Annotated in this window: 29 protein-coding genes and 1 pseudogene; 21 read left to right on the top strand and 9 right to left on the bottom strand. The window is 57.4% G+C overall.

Going from position 1 to position 26,445, the window contains the following annotated elements:
* The first annotated feature begins 87 nt into the window (after nucleotides 1-87).
* Nucleotides 88-1,020, top strand: a complete 933-nt coding sequence (locus DW56_RS09650) for a 2-hydroxyacid dehydrogenase (protein WP_024553182.1) — start codon at nucleotides 88-90, stop codon at nucleotides 1,018-1,020.
* Nucleotides 1,021-1,087: 67 nt separating this feature from the next.
* Nucleotides 1,088-2,335 (top strand): DUF3748 domain-containing protein, encoded by a 1,248-nt coding sequence (locus DW56_RS09645; RefSeq protein WP_024553183.1) that lies wholly within the window; start codon nucleotides 1,088-1,090, stop codon nucleotides 2,333-2,335.
* Between the two features lies 1 nt (nucleotide 2,336).
* Here DW56_RS09645 and DW56_RS09640 read toward each other — a convergent pair whose 3' ends face one another.
* The gene (locus DW56_RS09640; RefSeq protein WP_035889819.1) at nucleotides 2,337-2,657 is read right to left on the bottom strand and encodes a YceK/YidQ family lipoprotein; all 321 of its coding nucleotides are present in this window, start codon (nucleotides 2,655-2,657) and stop codon (nucleotides 2,337-2,339) included.
* Between the two features lie 308 nt (nucleotides 2,658-2,965).
* Here DW56_RS09640 and ibpA point away from each other — a divergent pair, with 308 nt between their 5' ends.
* From ibpA to DW56_RS09615, 5 genes are all read left to right on the top strand, one after another.
* The gene (gene ibpA, locus DW56_RS09635; RefSeq protein WP_024553185.1) at nucleotides 2,966-3,382 is read left to right on the top strand and encodes a small heat shock chaperone IbpA; all 417 of its coding nucleotides are present in this window, start codon (nucleotides 2,966-2,968) and stop codon (nucleotides 3,380-3,382) included.
* 110 nt (nucleotides 3,383-3,492) lie between these two features.
* Nucleotides 3,493-3,981, top strand: coding sequence for a small heat shock chaperone IbpB (ibpB, locus tag DW56_RS09630; protein ID WP_024553186.1), 489 nt, complete (start codon nucleotides 3,493-3,495; stop codon nucleotides 3,979-3,981).
* Nucleotides 3,982-4,110: 129 nt separating this feature from the next.
* Complete coding sequence (locus tag DW56_RS09625) at nucleotides 4,111-4,458, top strand: YidH family protein (protein ID WP_024553187.1); 348 nt, start codon at nucleotides 4,111-4,113, stop codon at nucleotides 4,456-4,458.
* Nucleotides 4,448-4,807 (top strand): DUF202 domain-containing protein, encoded by a 360-nt coding sequence (locus DW56_RS09620; protein ID WP_024553188.1) that lies wholly within the window; start codon nucleotides 4,448-4,450, stop codon nucleotides 4,805-4,807. Before DW56_RS09625 ends, DW56_RS09620 begins: the two co-directional genes overlap by 11 nt.
* 80 nt (nucleotides 4,808-4,887) lie before the next feature.
* Complete coding sequence (locus tag DW56_RS09615; RefSeq protein ID WP_035889839.1) at nucleotides 4,888-5,913, top strand: cellulase family glycosylhydrolase; 1,026 nt, start codon at nucleotides 4,888-4,890, stop codon at nucleotides 5,911-5,913.
* On the opposite strand, the gene emrD is transcribed toward DW56_RS09615, so the two are convergent.
* From emrD to tisB, 4 genes are all read right to left on the bottom strand, one after another.
* The gene (gene emrD, locus DW56_RS09610) at nucleotides 5,852-7,036 is read right to left on the bottom strand and encodes a multidrug efflux MFS transporter EmrD (protein WP_024555156.1); all 1,185 of its coding nucleotides are present in this window, start codon (nucleotides 7,034-7,036) and stop codon (nucleotides 5,852-5,854) included. The two genes, DW56_RS09615 and emrD, sit on opposite strands and share 62 nt — an antisense overlap.
* A gap of 169 nt (nucleotides 7,037-7,205) precedes the next feature.
* A complete protein-coding gene (locus tag DW56_RS09605) occupies nucleotides 7,206-7,826 on the bottom strand; it encodes a histidine phosphatase family protein (RefSeq protein WP_024555157.1) in 621 nt (206 codons plus the stop codon).
* A gap of 29 nt (nucleotides 7,827-7,855) precedes the next feature.
* The gene (locus tag DW56_RS09600; RefSeq protein ID WP_024555158.1) at nucleotides 7,856-8,317 is read right to left on the bottom strand and encodes a GNAT family N-acetyltransferase; all 462 of its coding nucleotides are present in this window, start codon (nucleotides 8,315-8,317) and stop codon (nucleotides 7,856-7,858) included.
* A 101-nt stretch (nucleotides 8,318-8,418) separates the two neighbouring features.
* On the bottom strand, nucleotides 8,419-8,508 hold the full coding sequence (tisB, locus tag DW56_RS09595) for a type I toxin-antitoxin system toxin TisB (RefSeq protein ID WP_035889818.1): 90 nt from the start codon (nucleotides 8,506-8,508) through the stop codon (nucleotides 8,419-8,421).
* Nucleotides 8,509-9,571: 1,063 nt separating this feature from the next.
* On the opposite strand from tisB, the gene DW56_RS09590 reads away from it, so the two are divergent.
* The 5 genes and pseudogenes from DW56_RS09590 to DW56_RS23150 form a co-directional block, all read left to right on the top strand.
* The gene (locus tag DW56_RS09590; RefSeq protein ID WP_394372260.1) at nucleotides 9,572-10,018 is read left to right on the top strand and encodes an SH3 domain-containing protein; all 447 of its coding nucleotides are present in this window, start codon (nucleotides 9,572-9,574) and stop codon (nucleotides 10,016-10,018) included.
* 174 nt (nucleotides 10,019-10,192) lie between these two features.
* Nucleotides 10,193-11,431 carry a type VI secretion system-associated FHA domain protein TagH gene (gene tagH, locus DW56_RS09585; protein WP_024555251.1) on the top strand — a complete coding sequence of 413 codons (1,239 nt, stop codon included), beginning with the start codon at nucleotides 10,193-10,195 and terminating at the stop codon, nucleotides 11,429-11,431.
* 46 nt (nucleotides 11,432-11,477) lie between these two features.
* Nucleotides 11,478-12,443, top strand: coding sequence for a hypothetical protein (locus tag DW56_RS09580; RefSeq protein ID WP_024561932.1), 966 nt, complete (start codon nucleotides 11,478-11,480; stop codon nucleotides 12,441-12,443).
* Nucleotides 12,444-12,534: 91 nt separating this feature from the next.
* Nucleotides 12,535-13,896, top strand: a complete 1,362-nt coding sequence (locus DW56_RS09575) for a serine/threonine protein kinase (RefSeq protein ID WP_024561933.1) — start codon at nucleotides 12,535-12,537, stop codon at nucleotides 13,894-13,896.
* A gap of 138 nt (nucleotides 13,897-14,034) precedes the next feature.
* Nucleotides 14,035-14,143: pseudogene (locus tag DW56_RS23150) on the top strand (AAA family ATPase); the annotation flags it as partial.
* A 58-nt stretch (nucleotides 14,144-14,201) separates the two neighbouring features.
* Here DW56_RS23150 and DW56_RS09570 read toward each other — a convergent pair.
* The 3 genes from DW56_RS09570 to DW56_RS09560 all read right to left on the bottom strand — a co-directional run bounded on the left by DW56_RS09570 (nucleotide 14,202) and on the right by DW56_RS09560 (nucleotide 17,636).
* Nucleotides 14,202-15,269, bottom strand: coding sequence for a class I mannose-6-phosphate isomerase (locus DW56_RS09570; protein WP_024552102.1), 1,068 nt, complete (start codon nucleotides 15,267-15,269; stop codon nucleotides 14,202-14,204).
* A 102-nt stretch (nucleotides 15,270-15,371) separates the two neighbouring features.
* Nucleotides 15,372-16,229 (bottom strand): glucose 1-dehydrogenase, encoded by an 858-nt coding sequence (locus DW56_RS09565; protein ID WP_024552103.1) that lies wholly within the window; start codon nucleotides 16,227-16,229, stop codon nucleotides 15,372-15,374.
* A 357-nt stretch (nucleotides 16,230-16,586) separates the two neighbouring features.
* Nucleotides 16,587-17,636, bottom strand: a complete 1,050-nt coding sequence (locus DW56_RS09560; RefSeq protein WP_024552104.1) for an NAD(P)-dependent alcohol dehydrogenase — start codon at nucleotides 17,634-17,636, stop codon at nucleotides 16,587-16,589.
* 608 nt (nucleotides 17,637-18,244) lie between these two features.
* Here DW56_RS09560 and DW56_RS09555 point away from each other — a divergent pair.
* The 4 genes from DW56_RS09555 to DW56_RS09540 all read left to right on the top strand — a co-directional run bounded on the left by DW56_RS09555 (nucleotide 18,245) and on the right by DW56_RS09540 (nucleotide 20,775).
* Nucleotides 18,245-18,961 carry a hypothetical protein gene (locus DW56_RS09555; RefSeq protein WP_024552105.1) on the top strand — a complete coding sequence of 239 codons (717 nt, stop codon included), beginning with the start codon at nucleotides 18,245-18,247 and terminating at the stop codon, nucleotides 18,959-18,961.
* A gap of 2 nt (nucleotides 18,962-18,963) precedes the next feature.
* Nucleotides 18,964-19,158, top strand: coding sequence for a hypothetical protein (locus DW56_RS23030; protein ID WP_411431227.1), 195 nt, complete (start codon nucleotides 18,964-18,966; stop codon nucleotides 19,156-19,158).
* A 67-nt stretch (nucleotides 19,159-19,225) separates the two neighbouring features.
* Entirely contained in the window at nucleotides 19,226-19,657 is a 432-nt protein-coding gene (locus DW56_RS09545; RefSeq protein WP_234409191.1) for an Hcp family type VI secretion system effector, read from the top strand.
* 227 nt (nucleotides 19,658-19,884) lie between these two features.
* Nucleotides 19,885-20,775, top strand: a complete 891-nt coding sequence (locus tag DW56_RS09540; RefSeq protein ID WP_024552107.1) for a LysR family transcriptional regulator — start codon at nucleotides 19,885-19,887, stop codon at nucleotides 20,773-20,775.
* 146 nt (nucleotides 20,776-20,921) lie between these two features.
* On the opposite strand, the gene DW56_RS09535 is transcribed toward DW56_RS09540, so the two are convergent.
* Nucleotides 20,922-21,869 (bottom strand): LysR family transcriptional regulator, encoded by a 948-nt coding sequence (locus DW56_RS09535; RefSeq protein ID WP_024552108.1) that lies wholly within the window; start codon nucleotides 21,867-21,869, stop codon nucleotides 20,922-20,924.
* A 113-nt stretch (nucleotides 21,870-21,982) separates the two neighbouring features.
* Between DW56_RS09535 and DW56_RS09530 the strand changes: the two genes are divergently transcribed.
* The 5 genes from DW56_RS09530 to DW56_RS09510 all read left to right on the top strand — a co-directional run bounded on the left by DW56_RS09530 (nucleotide 21,983) and on the right by DW56_RS09510 (nucleotide 26,425).
* Nucleotides 21,983-23,206 (top strand): argininosuccinate synthase-related protein, encoded by a 1,224-nt coding sequence (locus DW56_RS09530; protein ID WP_024552109.1) that lies wholly within the window; start codon nucleotides 21,983-21,985, stop codon nucleotides 23,204-23,206.
* A gap of 8 nt (nucleotides 23,207-23,214) precedes the next feature.
* Nucleotides 23,215-23,958: a 2OG-Fe dioxygenase family protein gene (locus DW56_RS09525; RefSeq protein ID WP_024552110.1), complete on the top strand. Its 744-nt coding sequence runs from the start codon at nucleotides 23,215-23,217 to the stop codon at nucleotides 23,956-23,958.
* 3 nt (nucleotides 23,959-23,961) lie between these two features.
* Nucleotides 23,962-24,861: a DMT family transporter gene (locus DW56_RS09520; protein WP_049292849.1), complete on the top strand. Its 900-nt coding sequence runs from the start codon at nucleotides 23,962-23,964 to the stop codon at nucleotides 24,859-24,861.
* 289 nt (nucleotides 24,862-25,150) lie between these two features.
* Nucleotides 25,151-25,630: a (R)-mandelonitrile lyase gene (locus DW56_RS09515; protein ID WP_029697201.1), complete on the top strand. Its 480-nt coding sequence runs from the start codon at nucleotides 25,151-25,153 to the stop codon at nucleotides 25,628-25,630.
* A gap of 9 nt (nucleotides 25,631-25,639) precedes the next feature.
* The gene (locus DW56_RS09510; protein ID WP_024552113.1) at nucleotides 25,640-26,425 is read left to right on the top strand and encodes a carboxymuconolactone decarboxylase family protein; all 786 of its coding nucleotides are present in this window, start codon (nucleotides 25,640-25,642) and stop codon (nucleotides 26,423-26,425) included.
* The last annotated feature ends 20 nt before the right edge of the window (nucleotides 26,426-26,445 follow it).

Here is a 26,445-nt window from a genome sequence, read left to right as displayed (position 1 = left end):
GGCGGGGTTATCGGCATCCTGGTATCGCGCCCGCCGCGCCCTCGCGCATCGGAACAGACTGCCTCCCGCCTCTCTTAAGGAAGGAACATGAAACAGAAAGTACTCAAGCAAGCGTATTTGCCGGACGCGCTGACAGCGGAACTGAGCGAACATTATGATCTGCGCGAACTGGCGCAGATGACCGCCGCGGATCTTGCCGCCATTGCGCATGAAATTACGGTAGTGATCACCAATGGCGAGGCGGTAGTCACGCGCGAGTTTATCGCTTCGCTGCCCGCGCTGAAGCTGATTGCCGTTTTCGGCGTCGGCTATGACGGCGTGGACGTGGCGGCAGCGCGGGATCACGGCGTGCAGGTCACCCACACGCCAAGGGTGCTGACCGATGACGTGGCGGATCTGGCGATGGGGCTGATGCTCGCCGTCTCGCGTAAAATCGTCGCGGCGCATAAGTTTATCGAGCAGGGCGGCTGGCGGCAGGGCGGCTTTCAGTGGACGCGCAAAGTCTCCGGCGCTCGCCTGGGCATTTTCGGCATGGGGCGCATCGGCCAGGCTATCGCCCGCCGCGCTCAGGCGTTTGATATGGACATCAGCTACACCGACCGCAATCACCACAGCACATTGCCGTACCGTTATGTCGCCGACCTGCGCGAGCTGGCGGCGCAAAGCGATTTTCTGATGGTGTGCGCGCCGGGCGGGTCGCAGACGCGTGGGCTGATTAATCACGAGGTGCTGGAGGCGCTCGGCCCGCAGGGCATGCTGATTAATATCTCGCGCGGCAGCGTGGTGGATGAAGCGGCGCTGGCGAATGCGCTGGCAAACAATCTCATCGCCGGGGCCGGGCTGGATGTTTTCGAAGATGAGCCTCATGTTCCCGCCGCGCTGCAACAGCGCGACAACGTGGTCATTACTCCGCACATGGCAAGCGCGACATGGGAAACGCGCCGGGAGATGTCGCGGCTGGTGCTGGAGAACGTGCACGCCTGGTTTGCAGGCGAGCCGCTGGTGACGCCGGTTCCCTGACAGCCATTTGCCCGTCAGCGCGTTATCTTTTACCCTGAGGCGATATCTCGCTTCAGGGTTTTATTTTATGAAACAGCTCACTTTCGCCCCGCGTCATCACCAGCTTACCAATATCAATACCTGGACGCCGGACAGCCGCTGGCTGGCGTTTGACGTGCGTCCTTCCGGCGCGTCGTTCACCGGTGAAACCATTGAGCAAGTGAATGTAGAAACCGGCGAACTGGATGTCATCTACCGCGCTGCGCAGGGCGCGCATGTGGGCGTGGTGACGGTAAACCCGCAAAAAGCGCAGTATGTTTTTATCCACGGCCCGGAGAACCCGGACGAGAGCTGGCGCTACGATTTTCATCATCGACGCGGCGTGCTGGTGGAAAAGGGTAAAGCGACAAACCTGGATGCGATGGACATTACGCCGCCCTTCACGCCCGGCGCCCTACGCGGCGGCAGCCATGTGCATGTTTTCAGCCCGGACGGCGAGTGGCTGAGCTTTACCTATAACGACCACGTGCTACACGAACTCGATCCGAAACTTGATTTACGCAATGTCGGCGTGGCGCTGCCGTTTGGGCCGGTTAATCCTGATATCGATCACCCTCGTGAATATGCAGGCAGCCGCTGGTGCGCGCTGGTGAGCCGCACCACGCCCACGCCGCGGCCCGGCAGCGACGAAATCAACCGCGCGTATGAAGAGGGATGGGTAGGCAATAACGGCTACCTGAAAGCGGACGGCAGCCGTCAACGCCGGGCGTTAGCGTTTATCGGCGATACGCTTTCAACACGCGGCGAAAAGGTGCCGGAACTGTTTATCGTTGACCTGCCGCAAGAGGAAGCGGTGTGGCGGCAGGCGAGCCCCGGCAGCGCAGTCAGCCTGCCCGCTCCGCCCGCGGGCGTCATGCAGCGCCGCTTGACGTTTACTCACGCGCGTCGTTATCCGGGCCTTGCCACCGTGCCGCGTCACTGGGTGCGCAGCAACCCGCAGGGCAGCGAGATCGCTTTTTTAATGAAAGATGATAACGGCGTGGCGCAGCTGTGGTTTATTTCGCCGGAAGGCGGCGAGCCGCGACAGCTTACCTGCGGCGAGGGAGTGCAGTCCGCTTTTAACTGGCATCCATCGGGTGAAGCGATAGGATTTGTGCAGCAGAACCGTATTGTGTTGTGCGACGCGCACACGGGAGACATTACGCCGCTAACGCCTGTTCAGGAGAGTGAAATTTCCGCCGACGCGGTCGTGTTCTCGCCGGATGGCGAAAAGGTAGCCTGGATGCAGGAGACGGCGGGCTTCCGCCAGCTCTGGATGACGTCGACCAGACGTTAAATCAGATGGCGGGCGGAATAGCGGTATTAATAGCGTAATTTTTCTTTTCGCTCTCTTCTACCCGCGATTTCACCGATCTGTCGGTACGGAAGGCGTCCCACGGCACCAGCAGCGTATCGGCGACCACCGTGAAAGGCATATCAAGCGCCACCAGCGGCTTCAGCCCCCAGCTGGTGTCGCTGTCGGCCAGCATTTTGTAACTGTTGCGGGTGCCGGGGTAATACCCCTGCTCGCCGCCGCCGGTATGCGACATCATGCTTGAACAGCCGCTCAGCAGCACTACGCTTGCGCCGCATAACCATTTCCCGAATCTCGTTTTCATATTCATTCTTTTGTTTGTGTAGACATCATGTCGTGTGCTCCCGAGGTATATCCTTCCCGGTTCAGAATGAGTAGCGCTATCTCAACGCTGTGTGGTGACCGTCGCAATTTATTCAACATACCTCCAGTCTAAGCAAAGAAATGTAAACCGCAAAAAAACCGCGACATTTCCTCTTGAAAAGTCCGGGGGCGAACCCACTTTAAAGAGGTGACTGAAGAGCAACACGCCGCATGGGTGTTGACGTCACCGCCGTCTGTCCTTCGGGAAGCGGCTATTTTAAATCTCGCTGATTTCAGGAGTTCGTTGTTATGCGTAATTTTGACTTATCCCCGCTTTATCGTTCCGCTATTGGTTTCGACCGTCTGTTCAACCTGCTTGAGAATAACCAGAGCCAGAGCAATGGCGGCTACCCTCCGTACAACGTCGAGCTGGTAGATGAAAACCACTACCGTATCGCCATCGCCGTGGCCGGTTTCGCCGAAAGTGAACTGGAGATCACCGCGCAGGACAATCTGCTGGTGGTGAAAGGCTCCCATGCCGCGGAACAGAAAGAGCGTACCTACCTGTATCAGGGCATCGCCGAGCGCAACTTCGAGCGCAAATTCCAGCTCGCTGAAAACATCTTCGTGCGTGGCGCAAACCTGGTGAACGGCCTGCTCTATATCGATCTTGAGCGCGTTATTCCCGAAGCTAAAAAACCGCGCCGTATCGAAATCGGCAACTAATTTCCCGGGTCGCCCGCGCGGCCCTTGTATGACCCGTGCTCGCCGAACGGGAGCACAGCCAGCCCGCATACGCTGGCCGTTAAAACTCGCTTCAAAGAAGGAGAAACGTTATGCGTAACTATGATTTATCCCCCTTTTTCCGTCAGTGGATTGGCTTTGACAAGCTGGCCAATGCGATGCTGAACGCCGGTGAAAGCCAGACCTTCCCGCCCTATAACATTGAAAAAAGCGACGATAACCACTATCGCATCACCCTTGCGTTAGCCGGTTTCCGTCAGGAAGATCTGGAAGTGGAACTGGAAGGCACCCGCCTGAGCGTGAAAGGCAACCCGGAAAAACCGGAAACCGAGCCGAAATGGCTGCATCAGGGCCTGGTGCTGCAACCCTTCAGCCTGAGCTTTACCCTGGCTGAGCATATGGAAGTTTCCGGCGCAAGCTTCATTAATGGCCTGTTGCACATCGATCTTGTGCGCAACTTACCGGAATCGCTGGCGCCGCAGCGTATCGCCATCGGCCAGCCGCGCGCCCTGAGCGACGACCGTGTTATTGAAGGCGAGCGTCCGGCGCTGAGCCACAGCGAAAACCAGAACAGTCATTAATACCTGAAGGCCCCGTCCGGGGCCTTTTTTATTCCGCTGTCGCACTCCTCGCCGCGCTCGCCCGAGCAGCTTTTTCCCGCGTATGCTTAAATGGCTTACTTTCGGGAAAAGCCCGGCACAGGAGACGCAATGAAACTTTCCCGCACCGGCGAAGCGCCGGATTACCGCTTTTCGCTGGCAAACGAACGCACTTTTCTCGCCTGGATCCGCACCGCGCTTGGTTTTCTTGCCGCAGGGGTGGGCCTTGACCAGTTCGCGCCGGATCTCGCCACGCCGCTGGTGCGCGAAGGCGTTTCGCTGCTGCTCTGCCTGCTTGCCGGCGGGCTTGCATTTTATGGCTACCTGCGCTGGCTGAAGGTGGAAAAAGCGATGCGCCTGAAAACCGATTTGCCCTATACCGGCGCGCTGCTGGGCGTTAGCCTGCTCATGCTGCTGGTCGCGCTCGCGGTCATCCTTATGGTGATGTATGGCCGATAGCCGCCGCGCGCGCCGTATCGCCGACCCTGGCCTGCAACCCGAGCGCACGTCGCTTGCCTGGTTTCGCACGTTCCTGGGCTACGGCGCGCTCTTAATGCTGGCGCTGCGCCACAGCTGGCAACAGGCGGGCGTGCTTTTCTGGGTGGCCATCGCGGCGGGCGTTATCGTGGCAGGCGTGCTTTACGGCTATGCCCGCCAGCGCAACGTTATGGATACCGCCAGCAGCGATTTTTTAACGCCGTCCGCCGTACACGCTAAGCTTCTGATCGTGCTTGCGGTAGGTATGCTGGCGCTGCTTTTTGCCGTGGTGCATATAGGGCAACTCGTCGCCCTGTTAAGCGCGACGTGACCTTTTGTTGCAAACCCGCGAAGCCGCCGCGCAAAATTCATGTTAAAAATGCCCTTTTCGCCTACCCGCAGGAAAATACCTTGAAGCCGCTACTTGCTCTTGCCTTCTGTTTTTGTCTGCCCGCCTGGGCTGGCGAGACGCCTGCCGCGCCGCTGACGGCGCAACGCTATGCCGCACAGCTTGGCGTGGGAATGGATGTAGACTGGGCGCGAACCGAACGCGGCATCCGCGAGTTTGACCCGCTGGCGGTACGCGACTTTCACGACAAAGGGCTGGGTCATATCCGCATTCGCGTGGCGGGAGAGATAAGCGAGCAGAAACTTATTCACTTGCGCAAAATTGTCGAAGCCTGCGAGCAATATCATGTGGTGCCGGTTATCGCTTATCAGGCGGAAACCTTTAAAGCCGATCCGGATCGGGAGAATGAAGCGAAGGTTATCGCCTGGTGGAGCGCGGTGGCGCGCTATTTTGGCCGTGAGCACCCACTGCTGGGGTTTGATCTGATTTATGAACCGGCTGAACGGGTAAACCGTAATCAGCAGGCGCTGAATCATCTCTATGAAAAAACCATCAAGGCCATTCATGCCATTGATCCGCAGCGGATGGTGTTTGTCGCCCCGCGCCTGCGCGCTGCGCCGGAAGCATTGGCGAATCTGAAGCTTCCGGCCCAGAGCAGCGGCTACGTGCTGGCGGAGTGGCATATTTTTCCGTGGGGACCGCAGAAGGTAAGCGGTAAATATCCCTGGACCTCCGGCACGGCGGCGGAAAAAGCGGCGATCCGCGAACATATCAATGCCGCGTTGCGCTGGCAGCATAAAACCGGACATGCAAGCTGGGTTGGCGGCTGGTCCGCCGGGCAGTCGATAAATACCGCGCCATCTTCCTCCACGCTGGCATTCGCCACGTTTATGGCCTGCGAGCTGCAAAAAGCGAACATCCCTTATGCGCTCAATGCCGATAACCTTTTTTACGATGGCGAAGAGGGCGCCTGGCGGCCCGCCATGGAGCCGCTGCTACAGGCAATGTTAAAACCAGAGTGCGCGGTTAAACCGGCTGGCCGTGCAGCCGTTCACGGTGCGCCAGCGGCAGCCAGCACAGTAAAATAAGCAGCCCCATCGCCGTCATCAGCATGCCGATGCTCGACTGACCGCCCTGCGGCAGCAGCGCGGATGACCAGGCCAGCAAACCGGAGCCGCAGTTCTGTAATCCGCCTACCAGCGCGCCTGCGGTGCCGGCAAGAAAAGGGAAAGGCTCCATCGCGCCGCTGGTGGCGAGCGGGAAAAGCATGCCCGCGCCAAAGAAAAAGAGCGCGGCGGGAATCAGCAACGTCCAGACCGTCATTACGCCGAACCAGCCCGGCAGCCACATTAAAATCCCCGCCAGCAGGCAACTCGTCACCGCCTGCCACATCAGCGTGGAAAAACGTTTATGCCGCCTTCCGGCAAACCAGGCGCCGAAAAAGGCGGCCGGCACCGGCAAAATAAAGAGGATGCTCACCGCCATGCTGTTAAGGCCAAGCCCTGCGCCCAGCAGCACCCCGGCGCTGGCCTCAAACACCGCCACGCCTGCCAGCCCGCCAATCAGCATCAGCAAATAGCAGTTGAACGCGCCATTGCCAAACAGCGTTTTATAGCTGGCGAGCAGCGGGGTGCGCGGCGCCTGCGAAGGGCGCGTTTCCGGCATCCAGCGGAACATGCTGAAGGCGACCACGAGGCAGAGCGCCAGCAAAAAAGCGAAGCAGGCGCGCCAGCCCCAGAGCGTATCCAGCACGCCGCCGATGAGCGGCGCCAGTAAGGGGCTAACCAGAATGCCCATATTCAACAGGCTGTTAGCGTGACGCAGCGCCGGGCCTTCGTAAAGGTCGCGCGGCAACGTGCGCGCCATCACGCCCGCTACGCCGGTGCCCATGCCTTGCAGACTGCCTGCGATAATCAGCACCGGCAGGTTACGGCTCAACAGGGCAATCACCGTCGCCAGAATAAAAATCAGCATGCCCGCCAGGATAACCGGGCGGCGGCCGATACGGTCCGAAATGGGGCCGTAAACCAACTGCGATGCGCCATAGGTCAACAGATAGGCCGCCATTACGCTTTGTACGGCGCCCTCCCGCACGTTCATCTCACGGGCAATATCCGCAATAGCGGGAATATAAATGGTCTGGGCCATCTGACCGACGGCGACCAGCAAAATTAACATCATCAGCAGGTGACGATTAGCCAGTTTTCTCATGGTTATTAGTCAAATCGCATTTGTCAGGATCAGGGGATATATCTGGTTAACAGATGAATGCGAGAGGAATATACCGCAGGACTGGCTTTAATCCAGTGGAGATGTCGGTTTTGCTGCCTGGTGCCAGGCAGCTTTTATAAACGCTTTTCGGCAACATTTGTTGCCATAATTACAGGCAACCGGCCGCCAGCAGGTGAGTGGCATGGCCCCAGCTTGCAACATGCATTTCGCCATTTTGCACATCGATCAGCGAAAAGCTGCCATTAGCCGGGCTGTAACGGGAAAAGGGCACGGCGGGGTCGGCGCCATGCAGCCGCCAGAGCAGGGCGGCCAGCGTGTTGCCATGCGTAATGGCGCAGGCCGTTTCGCCAGGGAGCGCCTGCGCGTAGTCCAGCAGCGCATGATAAAGCCTCTCGCCGGCGTGGCGGGCGCTTTCGCCCTGCGCCGGAATGAGGTCGATATCGCCCGCCAGCAGCGCACTGCCGGCCTGCGGATGCAGCCGCAACATGTCCTGAATCATCATGCCCTGAAATTCACCCAGATGTTGTTCGTGCAGGCGAGCGTCAATGCGCAACTGCGCCGCATGATGCTGCGCAACGGCATGGGCGGTAGAAAGGGCGCGGGTTGCGGGCGAAGAGAGTACCGCCTCTATGGGGAAGCCATCGAGCGCGTCAAGAAGCGCCTCAATTTGCGCCAGTCCGCGAGCGCTAACGCTGCTTTCGCGCTGCCCCTGCAAAATGCCGCGCTGGTTCCACTCCGACTGCGCATGGCGAACCAGGATAAAACGCACAGGCCGCTCCTTATAAAAAGGCTACCTTATCATGCGTTGGACGAAGGGGCGAACACCAGCCGGTGCGTGATGCGCGGATGCGCCTCTACGGGCAGGAAACCGGCGCGCTGGTAAAAACGGAACGCATTTTTTGGCGCATGCGTGTTGAGATAGTCAAAAAATTCGTGCGCCTGCTGTGTGACTGACAAGAGCAGGGATTGACCAACGCCGACGCCGCGTACCGGATGGCTGACATAAAGGTGGCGCACACGTCCGGCGCGGGGCGTTTCGTCGTACGGGTCGCGGTTCAGCCCGCACACGCCGACCAGCGCGTTGCCGAGAAAGGCGCCCAGCAGTTTTTCGCCAGGGGCGGAAAAAAGGTTGCTGCCGTCCAGCCAGTGGGTGGAAAGGCGATTAAGCATGTTGAAACCCAGCGCCTGGCTCTCCTCGCGCAGGCGCTCGAAATCGGCGCTGTAAGGGGTAACTGGCTTGATGGTGATAATGGATGACATCCTTCCCTCCTTTTTTCGCTTATAAAGCGAAGCCGTGTTAAAGGGGGGCGGTTGCCCGCCCCCCTTAGGTGCGGCTTGAACCTGAGTGACCGACGGCGCATTTACCGAAGGTATTTCAGGACAGCATCAAGCAGTTGCAGCAGCGCAACCATGAGTTTGAGGACAAGGATAACCCAATCCACAGCGCTCATACGCGTCTCCTCTGGTCAAGGAGCACGCAACTGACGTACCTCTCCGCTGCCTGTTGCCAGTTGCTTTGTTGGCGTAACACAGTGTGCTCTCACGGGGTTAAGGCACTGACGGCACCACCCGTTTCAGCCAGGACTTTCTTCGCGCCCGTAAGATGCGGCCCCGTCTCGCACGCTGTGACAGCAGAATCAGTATAGATAAATACTGTATAAATGAACAGTAATTTCTGGACAGGAAAAGCAACCCTGGATCATACTGTTGAAAAGCCACTGTTACGCCGCGCGCAGAATTGCGATAGCGGTCAATTCGTCGTATAGTTGATAAGTTGACGTAACACAGTGTGCTTTGCGGTTACCACCCGCGAACAGCTGAAAAAACCCTGCCTCTGCGGCGGGGTTTTTTGTTTTTACGCCTCTCTTCTTTCACCATAGTGAAGAAAAACCTTATTTGCCGCATTCCTTACGTACTTTCATTCGGAAAAAACGAATCCTGTCTTTTTATGTAGCCAGCCTGGCGTATTGGTTTACCTGAGCTACATATTGCCCGGCGCTTTACCCGCGCGTTTCTTTTTCGCAAACCGTATTCTGTTTTTTAATCATGCGTTTTTACTTAAATCCGTTTTCTTTATTTCATTTTATCTTCCAAAAAACGTGATTAGATTTGCCTTAATCGTTAAATAACATCGGTAGTTGCAACAAGGCGCTGCGACAGCCTGAGCAGAAGCATTGAGTAATTAGGGGCTTATGTAAAAAATTATTAAGCGAAGCGGCAAAGCGTGACAGATGAAAATGGCTGTTAAGGAGTATTGAATTCCTGCCGCGCTCACTTAAAAATAGCAGCCTCTTGCGCCGCTTATTTGATAAAGTCTGTGCAGGAGTAAACGCTTGCGCGAGCAGGATGCCGCTCACGACGCTTTAAGCCGTCTAATCAGGGTTTGTTAATTATGATAAAGCCAACCCTGCCGCGCCTGGTACTCTGTGCACGATACTCTATTTGCAATGGAAGAAGCTGAAGATGATGCGAAGCGTATTAGTCCTGGTGGTTGCGCTGGTCCTGTCGGGCTGTATGGGGTCAAAGCGTCCGCCCATGACCGATGACACAATAGTAACCAGTCAGGTTAACGGCGTTACTCTGACTCACCGGTATGCGGTTACGCCGCCGCAAGAGTTTACGCCAGTCAATGAGGATTACCGGGCGCTTTATCCGGCCTCATTAATGAGCCGCCCCGATTTCGGCGGCAAAGTTATCCGCCAACTGGATAACGGCGCCACCTATAAAGTGCTGGGCAAGGTCGAAAACGCCTGGATGGCGCTTGCTGATGACGGTAAAGATGAGCTGATTGGCTACGTGCCGACGCGTGCGGTAGTAAAAAGCGAACAGTATGAAGCGACAGTCCGTCGCGACAGACCGCGCCCGCGCCGCGCCAGCAGCAAAAAAGATACCTGTGTTGCGGTAGATGGCAACAGCAAAGCGTGTAAGAGCGCGACCAGCGGCACCTGGATTATTGACTGATTCCGCCGTTGCGGCAGGAAGAATAATAAGTCAACGCAACGCCAGGTCATGCTGGCGTTTTTCGTTGTCATTTTGCAGGCCAGGCGTTCGCCGCCTGCACGACGCTGATCCATTTGCCAGTCTTCAGAACCTGACAGGTTTTTGCACAGCACGTTACCCAGGCAGGAAAATGTTATGCGATTCACCCTTGTTTCTATGAAACCAGGCCACAAACCGCCGCAGGCCAGTTGTGATTTTTACGCGCCCGGCGGCACCATCGGTCGCGGGCCGGATAACCACATGGTGTTGCCGGATAATGACCGCGCGCTTTCCCGCCTCCAGGCGCTGGTTCATGTCGCGCCGGACGGCGAGTGTCGTATCACGAATCTTGGCGCGGCCGCCATGGCTATCAATAACAAGCCCCTGGAAAAAGGCGAACAGGGTGAGTTGCAGGATGGCGACCGGCTGACGATTGCGGAATACAGCATTGAAATCACGGATTTCATTTTACATACCCAGCCGGTGAGCCGGCTGGCAAGCCTTGGCGCCGCCAGCGAGCCGGTATCAACGTCCGCTCCCGCCGCGCCTGCGGCGACCGGAAATGCGCCAACTTCCGTGCCTGCGGAAATCTTGCAGTCGCTGATTAAAAATTACGCGGTTGCCGACAATATCTCCAGGCCATTGCCGCAAAGCGCTGCTGACGAAACGGCGCGCGCGCCGCAGGAAAGCGTTGAGTCATCAACGATGAAATCCCGTCTGCGCATTCAGCCGCAGCCGCGCGAAAGCGCGAAAACAACCGAACCGGCCCAGGGCGACATGCTGGAAGGCGAACTGCTTACCGCGCTACTGGAAGGGTTAGGGTTGCACGATATTCATACGGTTCCCCGCTTCGATCGTGAAAAAATGCGTCAGTTAGGTGAGATGCTCAGCATGTTCGCGCAGGGAACGGTGGCGCTGCTCGCTTCGCGATCTATGCTTAAGCGCGACGTGAAAGCCGACATGACTATGATGCTGGATGACGCCAACAACCCGTTCAAGCTGCTGCCTTCCGGCAAATCGGTATTAATGCAGGCGTTCGCCTCCGACATGCCGGGTTTTATGCCGCCTGGCAAAGCGGTTCACGATGCGCTGGTCGATTTACAGGCGCACCAGATTGGCATGATCGCCGGTCTGCACGCCACCAGCGAAGCGATGTCCGCCTCTTTCGACCCGCAGGCGCTGGAAGAAGAAGCGATGCGCGAAGGCTCGCTCTTTCGTCTGGCGTTGCCGGTCAGCCGCAAGGCGGCGCTGTGGGATGCGTTTGTCGCCCAGCACAGCAGCGCAGCAGGCGGCAGCGATGAAGTGAACGCCCTTTTCCGCGAAGCCTTTTTGCAGGCTTATGAGCGGGAAGTAAACCAGTACAAAGATTCGCAGAGCGAAGCGGAAACGCTCTGAACACGGTTTCATCATTCGTAATGGCTTCAGGCTTACAAGGACTTTTATGAAATTTTGGTTGCCCGGTCTGGCCTTGCTGGCGCTGTCAGCGGCAGCACAGGCGGAGAATTACCGCATAGTGCAGTCGCCTTCGCAGAAGCTGGATGTCTGGATAGACGATATAGCGGACAACACCCCGCAGAGCTGGTGCGCAAACGAGCTGCCGCTGCGCATCGTCGCAAACGGCGACAAGCGCCCCTCTCTGTTGAAAACCTTCATGCCGCGTCTTGGCGCGCTGCTGGAAAACCAGTGCGCGACGCTTTCTGTGGTGCGCTGGCGTTTCACTTCGCCGGAAGGCGAGGTTCTGGCGCAAGGCACCGCCAGTAAAACGGCGGACTGGACGCCGGTAGTGCAGCCTGCCGCCGCAACCGGCGCCAGCGCGGCGCCGACGGGCCGTCCTGAAGATCTCTCGCCCCTTGCGGACCGTACGCCGTGGCTGGAGTTTACCCTCCAGGATGGCTGCCATCTGCGTACATTCTGGCAGGATAACGGCCGTGTGCCGGCTATCTTTATTCCGGCAAAAGCGGACGGCAAATGCGAAAAAGGCGGCTGGCTGAACGGCAGCAGCGAAGTGGTGCAGCTAAGCCACAACGCGCAGAAGAAAATGACCATGACTTTCGTGCATGGCTTTCCTGTGAGCGGCCTGAATACCCGCGTAAACGCCGACAACCTGCTCATCACCACCGTTAACAATGAACGAATGGTGGTCAGCGACGGGCGCGCCAACCAAAGCTGGATGATTTTACCTTACTCTGCGGACCTGAACGGCTGGCTGGCCGATGGCACCGTCGCGGTAGAGATGCCGCGCGAGCAGGCAAGCGACGACGCGCGGCTGCGCGCTCGCCTTGAGACCGTACGCAAAGTCTGGTCCGGCTACCTTGAACCCGGCACGAATCTTAAGATCCTGCTGGTGGACTCTCTCTCGCCGCTGCTGCGCGACCCGGCGGCGGGCGCTTACCGGGTCGTTAAATAATGCGGACTATCGCGCTTCGCGCTGCCGTTTCGCAACGCAGCGTGGCCAGGGCCTGGCGCAAGCCGGGCCTGCTTAAAGAGAAACTTGCAACATGACGGACAACGCTAACAAAAAAGTATCTGACGCCCTGCCGATCGGTTACCGGTTCAATGAGTTTGAGATCCAGGAGGTGCTCGGCAGCGGCGGATTCGGCATTGTTTATCGCGCCTGGGATCACCAGCTTGAGCGCGCCGTCGCCATTAAAGAATTTATGCCCGCCGCTTTCACCCTGCGTAAAGCGGATCTCAGCATCGGGCTTCGCGGCGAACGTTACGGCCAGGCCTTCAGCGCCGGGTTGACCAGCTTTATCGACGAGGCGCGCCTGCTGGCGCGTTTTAATCACCCGGGCCTCGCCCAGGTGCTGCGCTTCTGGGTGCAGAATGACACCGCCTATATTGTCTCTCTCTATTATGAAGGCGTTACGCTTGGCCGCCTGCGCGAACAACATCCGCAACGGCTTGATGAGGCGGCCATTCGCCGTTTGTTGCCGATGCTGTTTGGCGCGCTGCGGGCGCTGCATAAAGCGGGCTATCAGCATCTGGATATTTCGCCAGACAACATTCTGTTGCAGGAAAACGGCCTGCCGGTGCTGCTGGACCCGGGCGCCGCGCGCCGCAGCATTGGTAACGTGACCGATGAAACCGAAACGCTGCTGCGTCCGGGCTACGCGCCGGTCGAGCAATATAATGACGATGAAAGCGAGCTTGGCCCGTGGACCGACATCTACGCGCTGGGCGCGGTGCTACATACGCTGATTGTCGGCTCGCCGCCGCCGGTCAGCCTGGCCCGCTCTCTCCAGGACACTTATCAGCCGCTCGCGGAGCGCAAGCCGGAAGGGTATTCGCTTTCGTTATTGCAGGCGGTGGACCGCGCGCTTTCGCTGAAAAAAGAGGGGCGACCGCAGTCGGTGGATGAATTCGCCGGGCTGGTGGATTTGCCGGTCGGCGGGCACGATGACCTGCTGAACGCCGACAAACCCGGCACTATGCTGATCCCTGTCGAAAACGACAAGCTCACCGTTTCCGGCTGGAAGCGCTATCAAACGGCCGGGCTGGTCGCCGCTGGCGTTGTCGCCGGGATAATCATTGGCGGGCTGCTGTTTAGCGGCGGCGCGCCGGATAACGTTCAGCCTGACGTTGCTGATAACGACAGCCCGCAAGAGCAAACCGGGGTTGTGACGCAGCCTGCGGCAACCGGCGAGCAGCAGGCGCTGGTTTATGTGCGCATTCGCGAAGGCGAACAGCTTTTGCTGAACGGCAAACCGCAGGCGGTTGTGCCGGCGGCGAACGGTTTCGCGGCGCTACAGTTAAAGCCCGGCCAGTACGCCTTCACCCTGAAAAATCACGATCAGATCCGCAGCCAGCGGCTTACCGTCGGGCAATCCGGCACCTGGCTTATCAACCCGCAAGGCTAATTTCGCAGGCGCCCGGATGTGGCGCCGCGTTCTTATGGCGCCGTTTTCCGCTACGCTGTTAACGACACCCACGCAGCCGCCACGTTATGATCAAACGTCTCTACATCGAAAAGTTCGCTTCGCCGCGTTTCCCTTGAGCTGGAACAGCTCAATATCGTTTTTGGCCCTAACGGCAGCGGCAAATCCAACATCTATAAAGCGATACCGTTGATGCAAAGCGCCGCGCAGGGCGCGTTCTCTCCGGCGCCTCGCCCTGGAAGAGGGCGAAACGCGGGTGGAAAAACAAGAATAAGCGGCTCATCGCTTCAGCGCAGCGTATCCCACACGTCGCCAAGCCGGGTTATCTCTTCTTCGCTGTCGCCCCGCGCTTTGAGGGGAGCGATAATATCGCGCGCCAGATCCGGCACGTAGCCTACCAGCAGCTCGCCGTTACCCGTCAGCGTCGCTTTACGCAGCGCCGCGGGCAGCAGGCAACTTTCACCGCGTTCCAGCGTCAGGGTTTCGCCTGCGGCTTCAATCGTCAGCGGATCGCCCAGGTTAGAGAGAATTTGCGCGACCGTAAAGGTGTACTCATAGCGCGAAGCGAAACGCCAGCGCTCCAGCGCAAAGTACGGCCCGGCGCAGCAGACGCGCCGGGAGGCGTGCGGGCTTTCCTCAATCAGCAGGCCGGGCTGCGGTTCGGTCACAAGCTCCGGGCGTAACTCGTCCAACAGCGCATCGATGTTTTTCTCGCGCTCCTCGCGGGAAATTTCGCTGCCGTCTTCCATGCGCCACGGCATGGCATGCTGTTGAATATCAGAGGCTTGCTCTATTTCGTAAATCAGAGTGTCCGGGCCGAAAGAGTGCAGCATGCCGCCAGGAATATAAAACGTGTCGCCGGTTTTTACCGGCAGGCGATGCATAACGCTGTCGTACGCTTCGGCAAGCAGGGCGGCGCGAAGGGTTTCGCGGCTGACGCCAGGTTTAATGCCCGCCAGACAGCTGGCGCCAGGCGCCGCCCATAAAATGTGCCAGGCTTCGGTTTTGCCGTTGGGCTGCTGCTCAAGACGCTGCGCCGCCTCGTCATTGGCGTGCAGGTGAACCGGCAGCATGCCGCTGGCGTCGATAAACTTGGTCAGCAGGGGAAAATGGGGGCCGCGCCAGCCAGGGCCAACCAGTTCATCCGGGTAGCGCTGCGCCAGGTCGCGCAGGCTTGTGCCTGCCAGTTCGCCGTTTTTCACCGTCGCGATATTGCCGTCTACGTCGCTCACTTCCCAGGTTTCGGCAAGCGGCCCTTCAGGCAAGCCGCGCTTGCCAAGTTTCGACCGGATAAGCTGGCCGCCGAACACATGCGTGGCTATCGGCAGGGTCAGCTGTAAAGGGTAGGCTTTCATCGTTCAGCTCCTTACAGCGGGGCCTGCTCTTTTCTGAGCATGGGCAATAGGGATAAGAGCAGAAAGGAACGCCACAGCGCATCAGCCCTGTGGCGCAAAACATCAGATAACTGCCGTGCCGCCGGTAACGGCGATGGTGGCGCCGGAGATATAGCTCGCTTCGTCGCTCGCCAGCATCACATAAGGCGCCGCCAGCTCGGCGGGCTGCCCGGCGCGCTCCAGCGGTACCTGGCTGCCGAAGCTTTTCACCTGTTCAGCGGGCATGGTGGACGGGATCAGCGGCGTCCAGATAGGGCCCGGCGCGACCGCATTAGAGCGGATGCCTTTTTCCGCCAGCAGGGCGGCCAGGCTGCCGGACATATTCACAATCGCCGCTTTCGTCGCGGAATAGGCCACCAGCATCGGCTTGGGCGAATCCGCATTGACAGACGCCGTATGGATAAGCGAACCGCCTTTGGGCATGTGCGGCACGGCGGCTTTGCAGATACGGAAAGTACCGTAAATGTTGGTTTTCATCGTGCGGTCAAATTCTTCATCGCTTATCTCATCCAGCGAATTACGGGTCTGCTGGAAGGCGGCGTTGTTGACCACGATATCAATTTTACCGAAGGCTTCCACCGCCTTGTCGACAACCGCCTGGCACTGCGCCAGCTCGGTAATATCGCCGCTTACCAGCACCGCTTTACGTCCGGCTTCTTCTACCAGCCGCGCCGTCTCTCTGGCGTCTTCATGTTCATCAAGGTAAGAAATAAGCACGTCCGCGCCTTCGCGGGCATAGGCGATGGCGACCGCGCGGCCAATGCCGGAGTCGCCGCCGGTGATGATAGCCGCTTTACCGGTCAGCTTGCCGGAGCCTTTATAGGTGGTTTCGCCATGGTCGGGCTGCGGTTGCATATCTTTGGTGGAGCCAGGCCAGTTCTGCTGTTGTTCAGGAAACGGGGGAGTAGGATAGTTCGACATCGTTCGATCTCCTTTTCTGACAGCGTAGCCGCTGGTGGACACAACGCGGCGTAAGGGCGCCGCGAAAGCAATAAACAAGCCGGGCGCGCCCGGTCTCGTCAAAATGAATGTTAAGCGTAGTTCATAAACTGGCGGGTTTGCGGCGATTCATCAGAACCACAGGTTATTGAAAGGGCGAAGGCCGTTTCGTTTACGTTATGAAAAGCGAGGCGGGGACAATGAATTAACTGGCTGATATTGCAATAAATTACTGGCGGTCAGCAGCGCGGCGGATCGAAGGGGCGGCGCAAGGCTTCAGATTAGTTTTAAATTTTGCCGGGTAATAAGGGCGGGATAAACCCGCCCCGGTCAGGCTGTTCAGGCGCTCAGCGTGGCGTTATCAATAACGAAGCGGTATTTCACATCGCCTTTCAGCATGCGTTCATAAGCTTCGTTAATCTGATCGGCGCGGATAAGCTCAATATCGGCGACGATATTGTGCTCAGCGCAGAAGTCGAGCATCTCCTGGGTTTCTGGAATGCCGCCAATCATCGAGCCGGCAATTGAGCGGCGCTTGAAGATGAGGTTGAACACTTCCGGCGACGGGTGCGGGGAAGCCGGTGCGCCCACCAGCGTCATGGTGCCGTCGCGTTTAAGCAACGATGTGAACGCATCCAGATTATGCGGCGCGGCCACGGTATTAAGGATGAAGTCGAAGCTCTTCGCGTGCGCCTGCATCTCTTCTTCATTGCGTGAAACCACAACTTCATCCGCGCCCAGCGCTTTCGCCGCTTCGCGCTTGGATTCAGACGTTGTGAATGCGACAACGTGCGCGCCCATGGCATGCGCGAGCTTAATGCCCATATGGCCGAGACCGCCGATGCCCACCACGCCGACTTTTTTGCCGGGCCCTGCCTGCCAGTGGCGCAGCGGCGAGTACGTGGTAATGCCCGCGCAAAGCAGCGGCGCGACGGCGGCAAGCTGCTCCTGCGGATGGCGAATACGCAACACATAGCGCTCATGCACCACAATCTGCTGCGAATAACCGCCCAGCGTGTGGCCTGGCGCATCCGGGGTCGGGAAGTTATAGGTGCCGATCATATGGTCGCAATAGTTCTCCAGCCCTTCATCGCACTCTTCGCAATGCTTACAGCTGTCGACAATACAGCCCACGCCGACCAGGTCGCCGGGCTGAAAGCCGGTTACCTGCGCGCCGGTTGCGGTAACGCGGCCAACAATTTCATGCCCCGGAACGCAGGGGTAGAGCGTGCCTGCCCACTCGGCGCGCACCTGGTGGAGATCCGAGTGGCAAACGCCGCAGTAATCAATGGCTATCTGCACATCGTGTTCGCCAGGCTCGCGACGGGTAATGGTCATCGCTTCCAGCGGCTGGGAGGCGGAATAAGCGCCAATCGCAGTAATTTTCATGAAAATAGCTCCTTTACAGAACGGGCCGGGGGTTATGTACGCTATGGCATAGCGATGCCGCGCTTTTTAAGCGGGCGAGAGGGTAACTGCGGAAGTTTCACATGCGCCGCTTGCGCTGACTAGCTAATGAATGCTTAATGCGCTTATAAATAATCTTCATAAATCGTACCGGCAGGAGCCGCCATGAAGCGTAATCTCAACGACTTGCTCTCTGTTTTTTCTCCCCTGCCGCCAGCACCCTTTTTGTGAACCAGCCTGCGCTTAAAATGCTACGGGTAAGGCAGCCTTCCCGGCATGCATTAAATAAATGTTGTTTTTTTAGTCTTTGCCTCGTTTTGAGTGCAGAAGATCGATTGACGTTGCTTATTAATATCTTCGACAAATAAAAGCAGGATAATTTCAGGAATATTGGGTAGATACGCTAAGCAGACGGTAAGAGCAGAGGCATTGTTTATGTAACCAGGCTTTCAACTAATTAATAAAATCTGAATTAGCTACGGGATGTGCTTAACAGCATATGTCTGAAGGCGAAAAAGAGTACGATAAAAAAGCAGTGGTTGACGTTATAGTTATAAGGTGAAAGGAAATATTCGCTGAAGGAGCGGCGTATGTATTATAGCGACTCAATAATTACCGCCATGCAGGCTAACCGCATTTTGGCTCTTAAGCTTGAAGAGTCGCTAGCAGGCGTGAAAGAAAACGTTATAACCAACCTAAAGCAAATGAGGGACGGTCTGACGCGTGCAGCCTACTACACCGCCTGCTTTACAGAGAATTATCAGGATGTTTGCGCTAACCTCAAACATGAAGATGTAAGATTTATTGCCGGACTTATCCAGCTAATTAAAGATCGTAATGTTGTTTTTGAAATGATTCGCCTCTACATAGAGATCTATTTCAAAAACAAACAAGAAGAGAGCGTTCAGCATATCATTCGTAAGCTTGTTAGTGCCGGTGTATGCTTATCATCGTCAGGTTTGACCAACAGATTATTAATCACTGCGGTAGCAACCGCCGTATGCCAAAGTTATCATTTCAGTTCTCTGGTAAACGCACGTATAAATCGTGCGAAGTCGATTGTTCTTAAAGGTAGCGTAACTACGGCGGCGGTGGCCCTGAACGTTTATGGAATCGTTCAGGCGGCTGCGAATAGTGCAGATAATCTGAAGAAATTAAATGCTTTTTATTACAGCGTACTCTATGAACGTAACCTTGAAATGATGTACTTTCTCATTGAGCCTGTTATCACCAAAAATCCTTATTCAAATCCCATGCTTATTTCAGATGAGGAGCTTGCTGATTTTATTATCAGAATGGCAAGGTGAACATGATAAATTTTATACGCAAGTGGCTTAAAGAAGAGCTTATCCTATTTTTATGGGGCTGGGGTGTTGTCCTGTCTGTTATCGCTTTTAGTATGTTTGTTGTGTCTTTTTTTCCTGACTACGCGATTAATTTAACAGGGCTGTTTATTTTATTGGTTGTCGGGCTGCACCTTTTCCTCTGGTTTAAATTTAAGTAATAATGTGAGGTTTTAATCTATGTCGAATCCAGCGCACTTATGATTAACAGATGAGAATGGCTCGCCAATTATTGGTTCTTGCCTGATGCCCTCCCGTACTGGTTCTATTGAGCTACGTTCGGTTAATCATCATATTTGCATACCTACAGATACGAATACAGGGAAACTGACCGGAACCAGAATTCACACGCCGATAAAAATACAAAAAGAGTTTGATAAAACAACGCCGTTGTTATTCCGTTCCCTTTTTGAAGGCCACGTCTTAAAATCGGCTACGCTGAAAATGTATGCAATAAATGACGCTGGCATTGAAGTTGAGTATTTTAATATTGTTATGGAGAACGTGAAAATTACTGCAATAACGCCAAACTTACATCCAGGCGGAATGAGCAGCACCCATCTCGAAGATATTGAGTTCCGTTATGAAACGATTACCTGGAAGTACACGGATGGAAATATCTTCTATAAAGACTCCTGGAATCATCGCGCGGTAGCTTAAAAATCGCGCCGATTCTGCGCCGGTTGGCTGGTAGCTTTTACGTGCAAAAGAGGTGAGAAAAATAAGCATCAACAGAAGTCGTTGCCTCAGGCACTGCCGTTGCATGCCTTAAGGTCTGGCGAACATGATTAGCTGGAAATTTCACATGCGCCGCTTGCGCTGACTAGCTAATGAATGCTTAATGCGCTTATAAATAATCTTCATAAATCGTACCGGCAGGAGCCGCCATGAAGCGTAATCTCAACGACTTGCTCTCTTTCGTGACGGTGGCGCGCGAAGGCAGTTTTACCCGTGCCGCCGCCCAGCTTGGCGTAACCCAGCCAGCGTTGAGCCATGCAGTAAGCGGGCTGGAAGAACGGCTGCAAATTCGTCTGCTGACGCGCACCACCCGCAGCGTTTCGCTCACCGCCGCCGGGGAGCGGCTGTTGCAGGCCATTGGCAACCGCTTTGATGAAATTGAAGCGGAGCTGGATATGCTGACCGAACTGCGCGACAAGCCTGCCGGTACGGTGCGCATTACCTGCGGCCCTAACGTGCTGCATAACATCCTGCTGCCGAAGCTTACGCCTTTGCTTCGCGACTACCCCGACATCAATCTGGAATTCGACGCCAACCACGGTTTTCGCAATATCGTCACGGACCGCTTCGACGCGGGCGTGCGCATGGGCGACACCATTGATAAAGACATGGTGGCGGTGCCGATTGGCTCTCCTTTACGCATGGCGGCGGCAGCGTCGCCGGATTATTTCTCGCGCTATGCCAGGCCGCAAACGCCGCAGGAACTGGTGCACCACCGTTGCATCAATATGCGTATGCCCGCCTCTGGCAGGATCTACGTCTGGGAGTTCGACAGCGAAGAAGGGCCGGTGAACGTGCGTGTGAACGGGCAGCTGGTTTTCAACACCTCCGCCCATATAGTGGACGCGGCGCTCGCCGGGCTTGGCATCGCGTTTCTGCCGGAAGAAGAGTTTGGTTCGCATATCAACGAAGGGCGCCTGGTGCGCGTACTGGAAACATGGTGTAAGCCTTTTCCCGGCTATTACCTTTATTATCCCAGCAGAAAGCAGCCTTCTCCGGCTTTTTCTTTAGTGGTGGAGGCGCTGAAGCTACGCGCTTAACCCTCGCTGGCGAGTCGTTTTAACCCTTCCATGGTCAGGCGCTGATAAAACGCCGCCGCCTGGGGCCGCATGCCGGAGGCTTTCGCAATAACGCCGAGGTTGTAGAAGGCGTTAACGCCGTTTACCCCGCTTTATTGCCCGGCGGCTTACGCTCTGCGGGCGCGGCGGTTCAGGTCGCTGTCGGCGATTTTTTCCGCGAGAAAATCAATCAGCACCCGGCATTTCGGCGGCAGAAAGCGGTTCGGGTGATAGAGGATCCAGGACATGCCGTAGTAAGAGGTCATGTAATCCCACTGCGGCAGCACCTCGACAACCTGCTGCGCCTCCAGCGCTTCCCGGGCGACAAACCACGGCAGGCAGCCAATGCCCAGGCTGCTCAATACCCCTTCCAGACGCGCCCGGCTGTGGTTAGTGACATAACGGCCGCGCACCGTCACGTTAACCCGCTCCTGAGTTTGCAGGTGACGAAACTTCCAGCAGTTATCGCCGGAAACCTCACCCAGATAAAGGCAACTGTGCAGCGCGAGGTCGTTCGGGTGCTGCGGATAACCCCGTTTTTCCAGGTAGGCGGCGGTGGCGCAGATAATATGGCTCACGCGAATAAGCGGGCGCGCCGCCAGCCCTTCGGGGGGGTTATCGGTAATGCGCACCATCAGGTCGATGTCGTCGCCAATCAGGTCGACCTGACGATCGGTCAGCTTGAGCTGAACGTCCACTTCCGGGTAACGGTTCAGAAATTCTTCAATATGCGGCGCTATCAACCGCATGCCGAAGGCGCGCGGCGCGCTGATTTTCACCATCCCCTGCGGCGCTTCGTTGACCCGCTCCGCCAGCTCCAGCACGAGCTTCGCCGACTGCACCATTTCACAGCAGCGGGCGTAGGCGTCGGCGCCTGCCGCAGAGAGCTTCAGCCGCCGCGTGGTTCGCTCCAGCAGCTTAACCGACAGCGCCTGCTCAAGGCTTGCCACCTGACGGCTGATGGACGACGCCGTGGTGCCAAGCTGTTCCGCCGCAGCGGAAAAACTGCCTGTCTCCACCACCTTCACAAACACCGCCATATACGGCAGCAAACCCATGTATTGATTTGTTCTCATAGCGCAAGAGTCTTGTTTGTTTACCCCGGTTATTCGCCGAAGCGGGATCGCCCATAATCGCCTCGTGGCTGGTCATAAAGAACACTGACACTCAACTAACAAGGAAAGCGATAATGAAGCGTTATCAGCAAGTCCGTAGCCTTGAAGATCTCTCTTATATTGCCCGTCGTTCAAAGCATATTTTGACGTTATTTAGCGGCGGCGTTGACAGCAGCTACCTGCTTTACAAGCTATCGCAGACCGGATGTAAAGTCACCGCGCTTACCGTCGATTTGGGCGACGGCGTAGACGCTGACGACCTGCGGCACATCACCGCCTTTTTTAATGTCGATTTGAAAATTATTGATGCGCGGGAAGCATTTGCGCAGGAATTTATCATCCCGGCCATTCGCGCGAACGCGCAGTATATGGGCATCTATCCCATTAGCTCTTCGCTCTCCCGGCCCCTTATTGCGCGGCTTGCCGTCGAGCATGCGCAGGCGCTCGGCTGCGACGCCATTCTGCATACCGCCAACCAGTCGCAAAACAGCCTGCGCCGCCTCAATGGCGCGCTAAACCAGCTTAACTTCAGCGGATTTATCGGCAGCCCCTATGAATATTCGGCGCTGAGCCGCGAAGAGAAAATCCATGCGCTGGCGCAGGCGGGGCTGCCCCGTTTCCAGGCGCGCGGCATCAGCGGCGACGCCAATATCTGGGTGCGCGAGTATGAGTCAGGCGCGCTGGATAACCCGGAAGACTTCATCATGCCGGAAGCGCTGTTCAAGTGGACCTCGCAACCGGAAAACCTGCCGGACGAAACCCTTTCCATTTGCTTTGAACACGGCGCGCCGGTAGCGGTCAACGGCCAGCCTCTGCCGCTGCTTGCGCTGATCGAGCAGTTAAACACGGTGGTTGGGCGTCACGGCATTGGGCGCTTCAGCGGGCTGGAGCACCTTGAAGGCGGCGAAAAAGTGCTGGAAGTGCGCGAGGCCCCGGCGGCGATGCTGCTGATGGCGGCGTTTCGTCACCTGGAAACCGCCACGCTTGACGCCGCGCTGCTGCGCCAGAAGCTGGCGCTGGAGCAAGCCTGGGTAAACGAGGCGATAGAAGGCCGTTGGTATGGGCTGCTTGCCGCCTCCATCGCCGCTTTCATCCGCACCAGCGCTGAAACCGTAAGCGGCACCGTGTTCTTCAACCTGCGCCGCGGCGTGGCGGACCTCGCCGCCATCAAGGCCCGCGACCCGCTCTATCTGACCGACCGCGACGGCTGGGAAAAACAGATCGCGCGGGTGCGCGGCAGCCGCACGCTGGCCGACCTTTCTCCCACTGTGACCCCCGATTACTCACTTACTGCCTGAGGTGAACCATGGAAACAATCAGTCAATATTACGCTCTGCCCACCTGCTCCATTAACCACGCGGCGCAGGCTATCAAAAACGACGGCTGGATTTTCATCGCAGGCGATGAACTGAGAGACGATCTGGAGCTGGATGAAGAGTATGTCTCTTCGTTCTCCCGCTTCTGGGATTCGCTTTCGCGCGATGAGTTTATGGCGGATAACGGCACGTACCGCTACCGTCGGTACAGCCAGTTTGAACTGCGCGACCCGGACGGCGAACTGACGCTGTTGCCCCATGAGCCTTATTCGCAACCTAAAAATATCAATACGTTAAACGGCGGCGTTGACCGCGTTTACCCGCCGCTGGAAGAGGGGTTTATCAACCACCCGCTGTTTATCTCTATTTTGCGCGGCCTGAGCAGAGTCTTTAACCAGGCGGAGGGAGAGACCTGCAAATGGCGCATTCGCCTGCATCCTTACCGCATCCTGACGGACGCGCAGGAGACCGGCAAACCGACGCCGGAAGGGCTGCACCGCGACGGCGTCGATTACATCGCCATGATGCTGATTCGCCGGGTGAATGTCTCCGGCGGCGTGACCACCGTAACGGATAACGCGCGCAATGTGCTGTGCACCAAAACGCTCAACGCGCCGCTGGATGTGATTGTGGCGGACGATCATCGCGTTATGCATGAGGTGACGCCCATCCTGTGCAGCAAAGGGTCGCAGGGTTATCGCGACGTGCTGGTGATTGCCTGGGAGCGGGAATAAGCGATGAGCGATCAATGTCAGGCGCAGAATGCGAGCATACGCTATGCCGACTGGATGCTGCTGGCGGTGGCCGTGGTCTGGGGAACCAGCTACGGCATGGCGAAGCAGGCGGTGTTCTTCTATCCGGTGGTCGGCTTTTTGTTTATCCGCTTTATGCTGACCTTTGTGCTGCTGCTGCCAGCGTTGAAAAACTGCTGGCGGCAGGCGGCCCCGCCGGGCCTGGCGCTGGGGGCGGTGCTGCTGGCTATTTTCCTGTGCGAAACGTACGGCGTGGCGCATACCACCGCCAGCAACGCGGCGTTTCTGATAAGCCTTTGCGTGGTGCTGACGCCTTTTGTCGAATGGCTGGTCTTTCGCACGCGGCCTGAAAGCACTGCCTTCATCGCCGCAGGGATTTCCCTGTGCGGGGCGCTGCTGCTGACCGGCAACCTCTCTCTGGAGCTGGGTTCGGGCGATGCGCTGATCCTCTGCGCCGCGCTGCTGCGGGCGATAATGGTCTGCCTGACAAAAAAACTCACCCAGCGTCATAACGTGCCGGCGCTGGCGCTGACGGCGGTGCAGACGGGCGTGGTGGCGGCCGGTTCGCTGGCTATTCTCCTGGCGACGCAGCACGGCATTCCGCCGCTGCCGCAGGCGCCCGCCTTCTGGGGCGCGACGCTCTACCTGGTGGTGTTCTGCACGCTGTTCGCCTTCTTCGCGCAAAACTACGCGGTGAAGCGCACCACGCCGACTAACGCCTCTTTGCTGATGGGCACCGAGCCGCTGTTTGGCGCGCTGTTCGCCGCGATGTGGTTAGGCGAAACCTTAACGCCTGCCTGCTGGATTGGCGGGTTGATGATTGTCGGCGCTTCGCTCTGGGCCACGCGTCCGCGACAGCGCCGGGCATTTCCGGTAAGAAATTAATGGCTGCGCCAGACGCCACCGGTCGTTCTGGCGCGCTTTTAACGCACGCCGCCTCTATTTATGAATTTTCCTCATTACGCCATTCCTGTTTTCGCCATTATTTCCTGCCGCTTTCTTTGCTAAAAACAAAAGCATAACTAAGACATTCAACAATAAGCGCGCCGCATTCCCGCATTTTGCCAGGGCGGGCCTGCTGCGCAGCAAACTCTCTTTTCTCTGTGGCGAGCCGCTTTAACCTCGCGCTCCCTTTTTTCGGGACGCATTTCTTTGCTTACTCTGGAGATAAATGATGATTCGCTATGCCTCTGCAACGGCTTTGCTGCTGATTGCCGTACCGGCGCTTGCCGCTGAACCCCTGGCGGCGCAGATGACGTTTTCTGAAAGCGGCAGCCGGGCCGCCATACCCGGGCCGGATGCGAACTTTACCGGCCGCGTCTGGGTGGACCCGCTGTTCCTCAAGCCGCAAGCGCCGCAGCGCGCAACCGGCTCGTACGTTACCTTCGAGCCTGGCGCGCGCAGCGCCTGGCATACGCATCCGTTGGGGCAAACGCTGGTGGTGACGTCAGGCAGCGGCTGGGTGCAGGAGTGGGGCGGCGAGAAGAAAACGATTCGCGCAGGCGACGTGGTGAACTGCCCGCCGGGTGTTAAGCACTGGCATGGCGCAACGGATAAAACGGGAATGGTGCATCTTGCCATTCAGGAGACCACCCCGGAAGGCAAAAGCGTGCAATGGCTCGGGAAAGTCTCCGACGACGTTTACTTACGTTAAGGACGGCTCATGAAGAGACAGATTGTCGCGGCCATGCTCACGCCTTTCCTGCTGACGGGCTGTATGCATACAGGAGCAGATAAAATGACCAAGCCAGAAACGCAAAATGTGAAAACCGCCGTGCAGAACGCCGCGCCAGCAATGGCAGGCTATGCGGAGCGGTTTATTGAAAACGATCTCTGGAACCGCCCTGGGCTCTCAAAGCGCGACCGCAGCCTGGTGACGGTCGCGGCGCTGATTAGCCGCAACGGCGTGGCGGAACTGCCGCAGTACTTTACCCTGGCGCTGGAAAGCGGCGTAACGCCTGTCGAGCTATCAGAAACCATTACGCATCTCGCTTTTTATGCTGGCTGGCCGAACGCCACGGCCGCTGCGGTTATCGCTCAGCAGGTTTTTGAAGCGCGCAATGTCGACACGGCAGCGCTGCCAGGCATGGACGTGGCGCCGTTGCCACTGGACACAGAGAGCGAAAGCAAGCGTGAGAAAATAGTGGCGGAAAACTTCGGCAACGTGTCGCCGGGCGTGGTGCATTACACCACCGACGCGCTGTTCCGCGATCTCTGGCTGCGCCCGGGGCTTGCGCCGCGCGACCGCAGCCTGATTACCGTCAGCGCGCTGGTCACGGCGGGGCAGGTGGCGCAGGTGCCTTATCATCTCAACAGGGCAATGGACAACGGCCTGACGCAGGAAGCGGCTTCTGAAGCGCTTACGCAGCTTGCTTTCGTGGCGGGCTGGCCGAACGTGTTTTCCGCGCTGCCGGTTTTTAAAGAGGTATTCAACAGCCGGGCGAAATAGCGCGGGGTTGATCGCTTCAT

The sequence above is a fragment of the Franconibacter helveticus LMG 23732 genome (assembly GCF_000463115.2).
GTDB classification, from domain to species: Bacteria; Pseudomonadota; Gammaproteobacteria; order Enterobacterales; family Enterobacteriaceae; genus Franconibacter; species Franconibacter helveticus.
The sequence above is the reverse complement of the archived record's forward strand: the minus strand, read 5'-3'. Positions and strand labels throughout refer to the sequence as shown.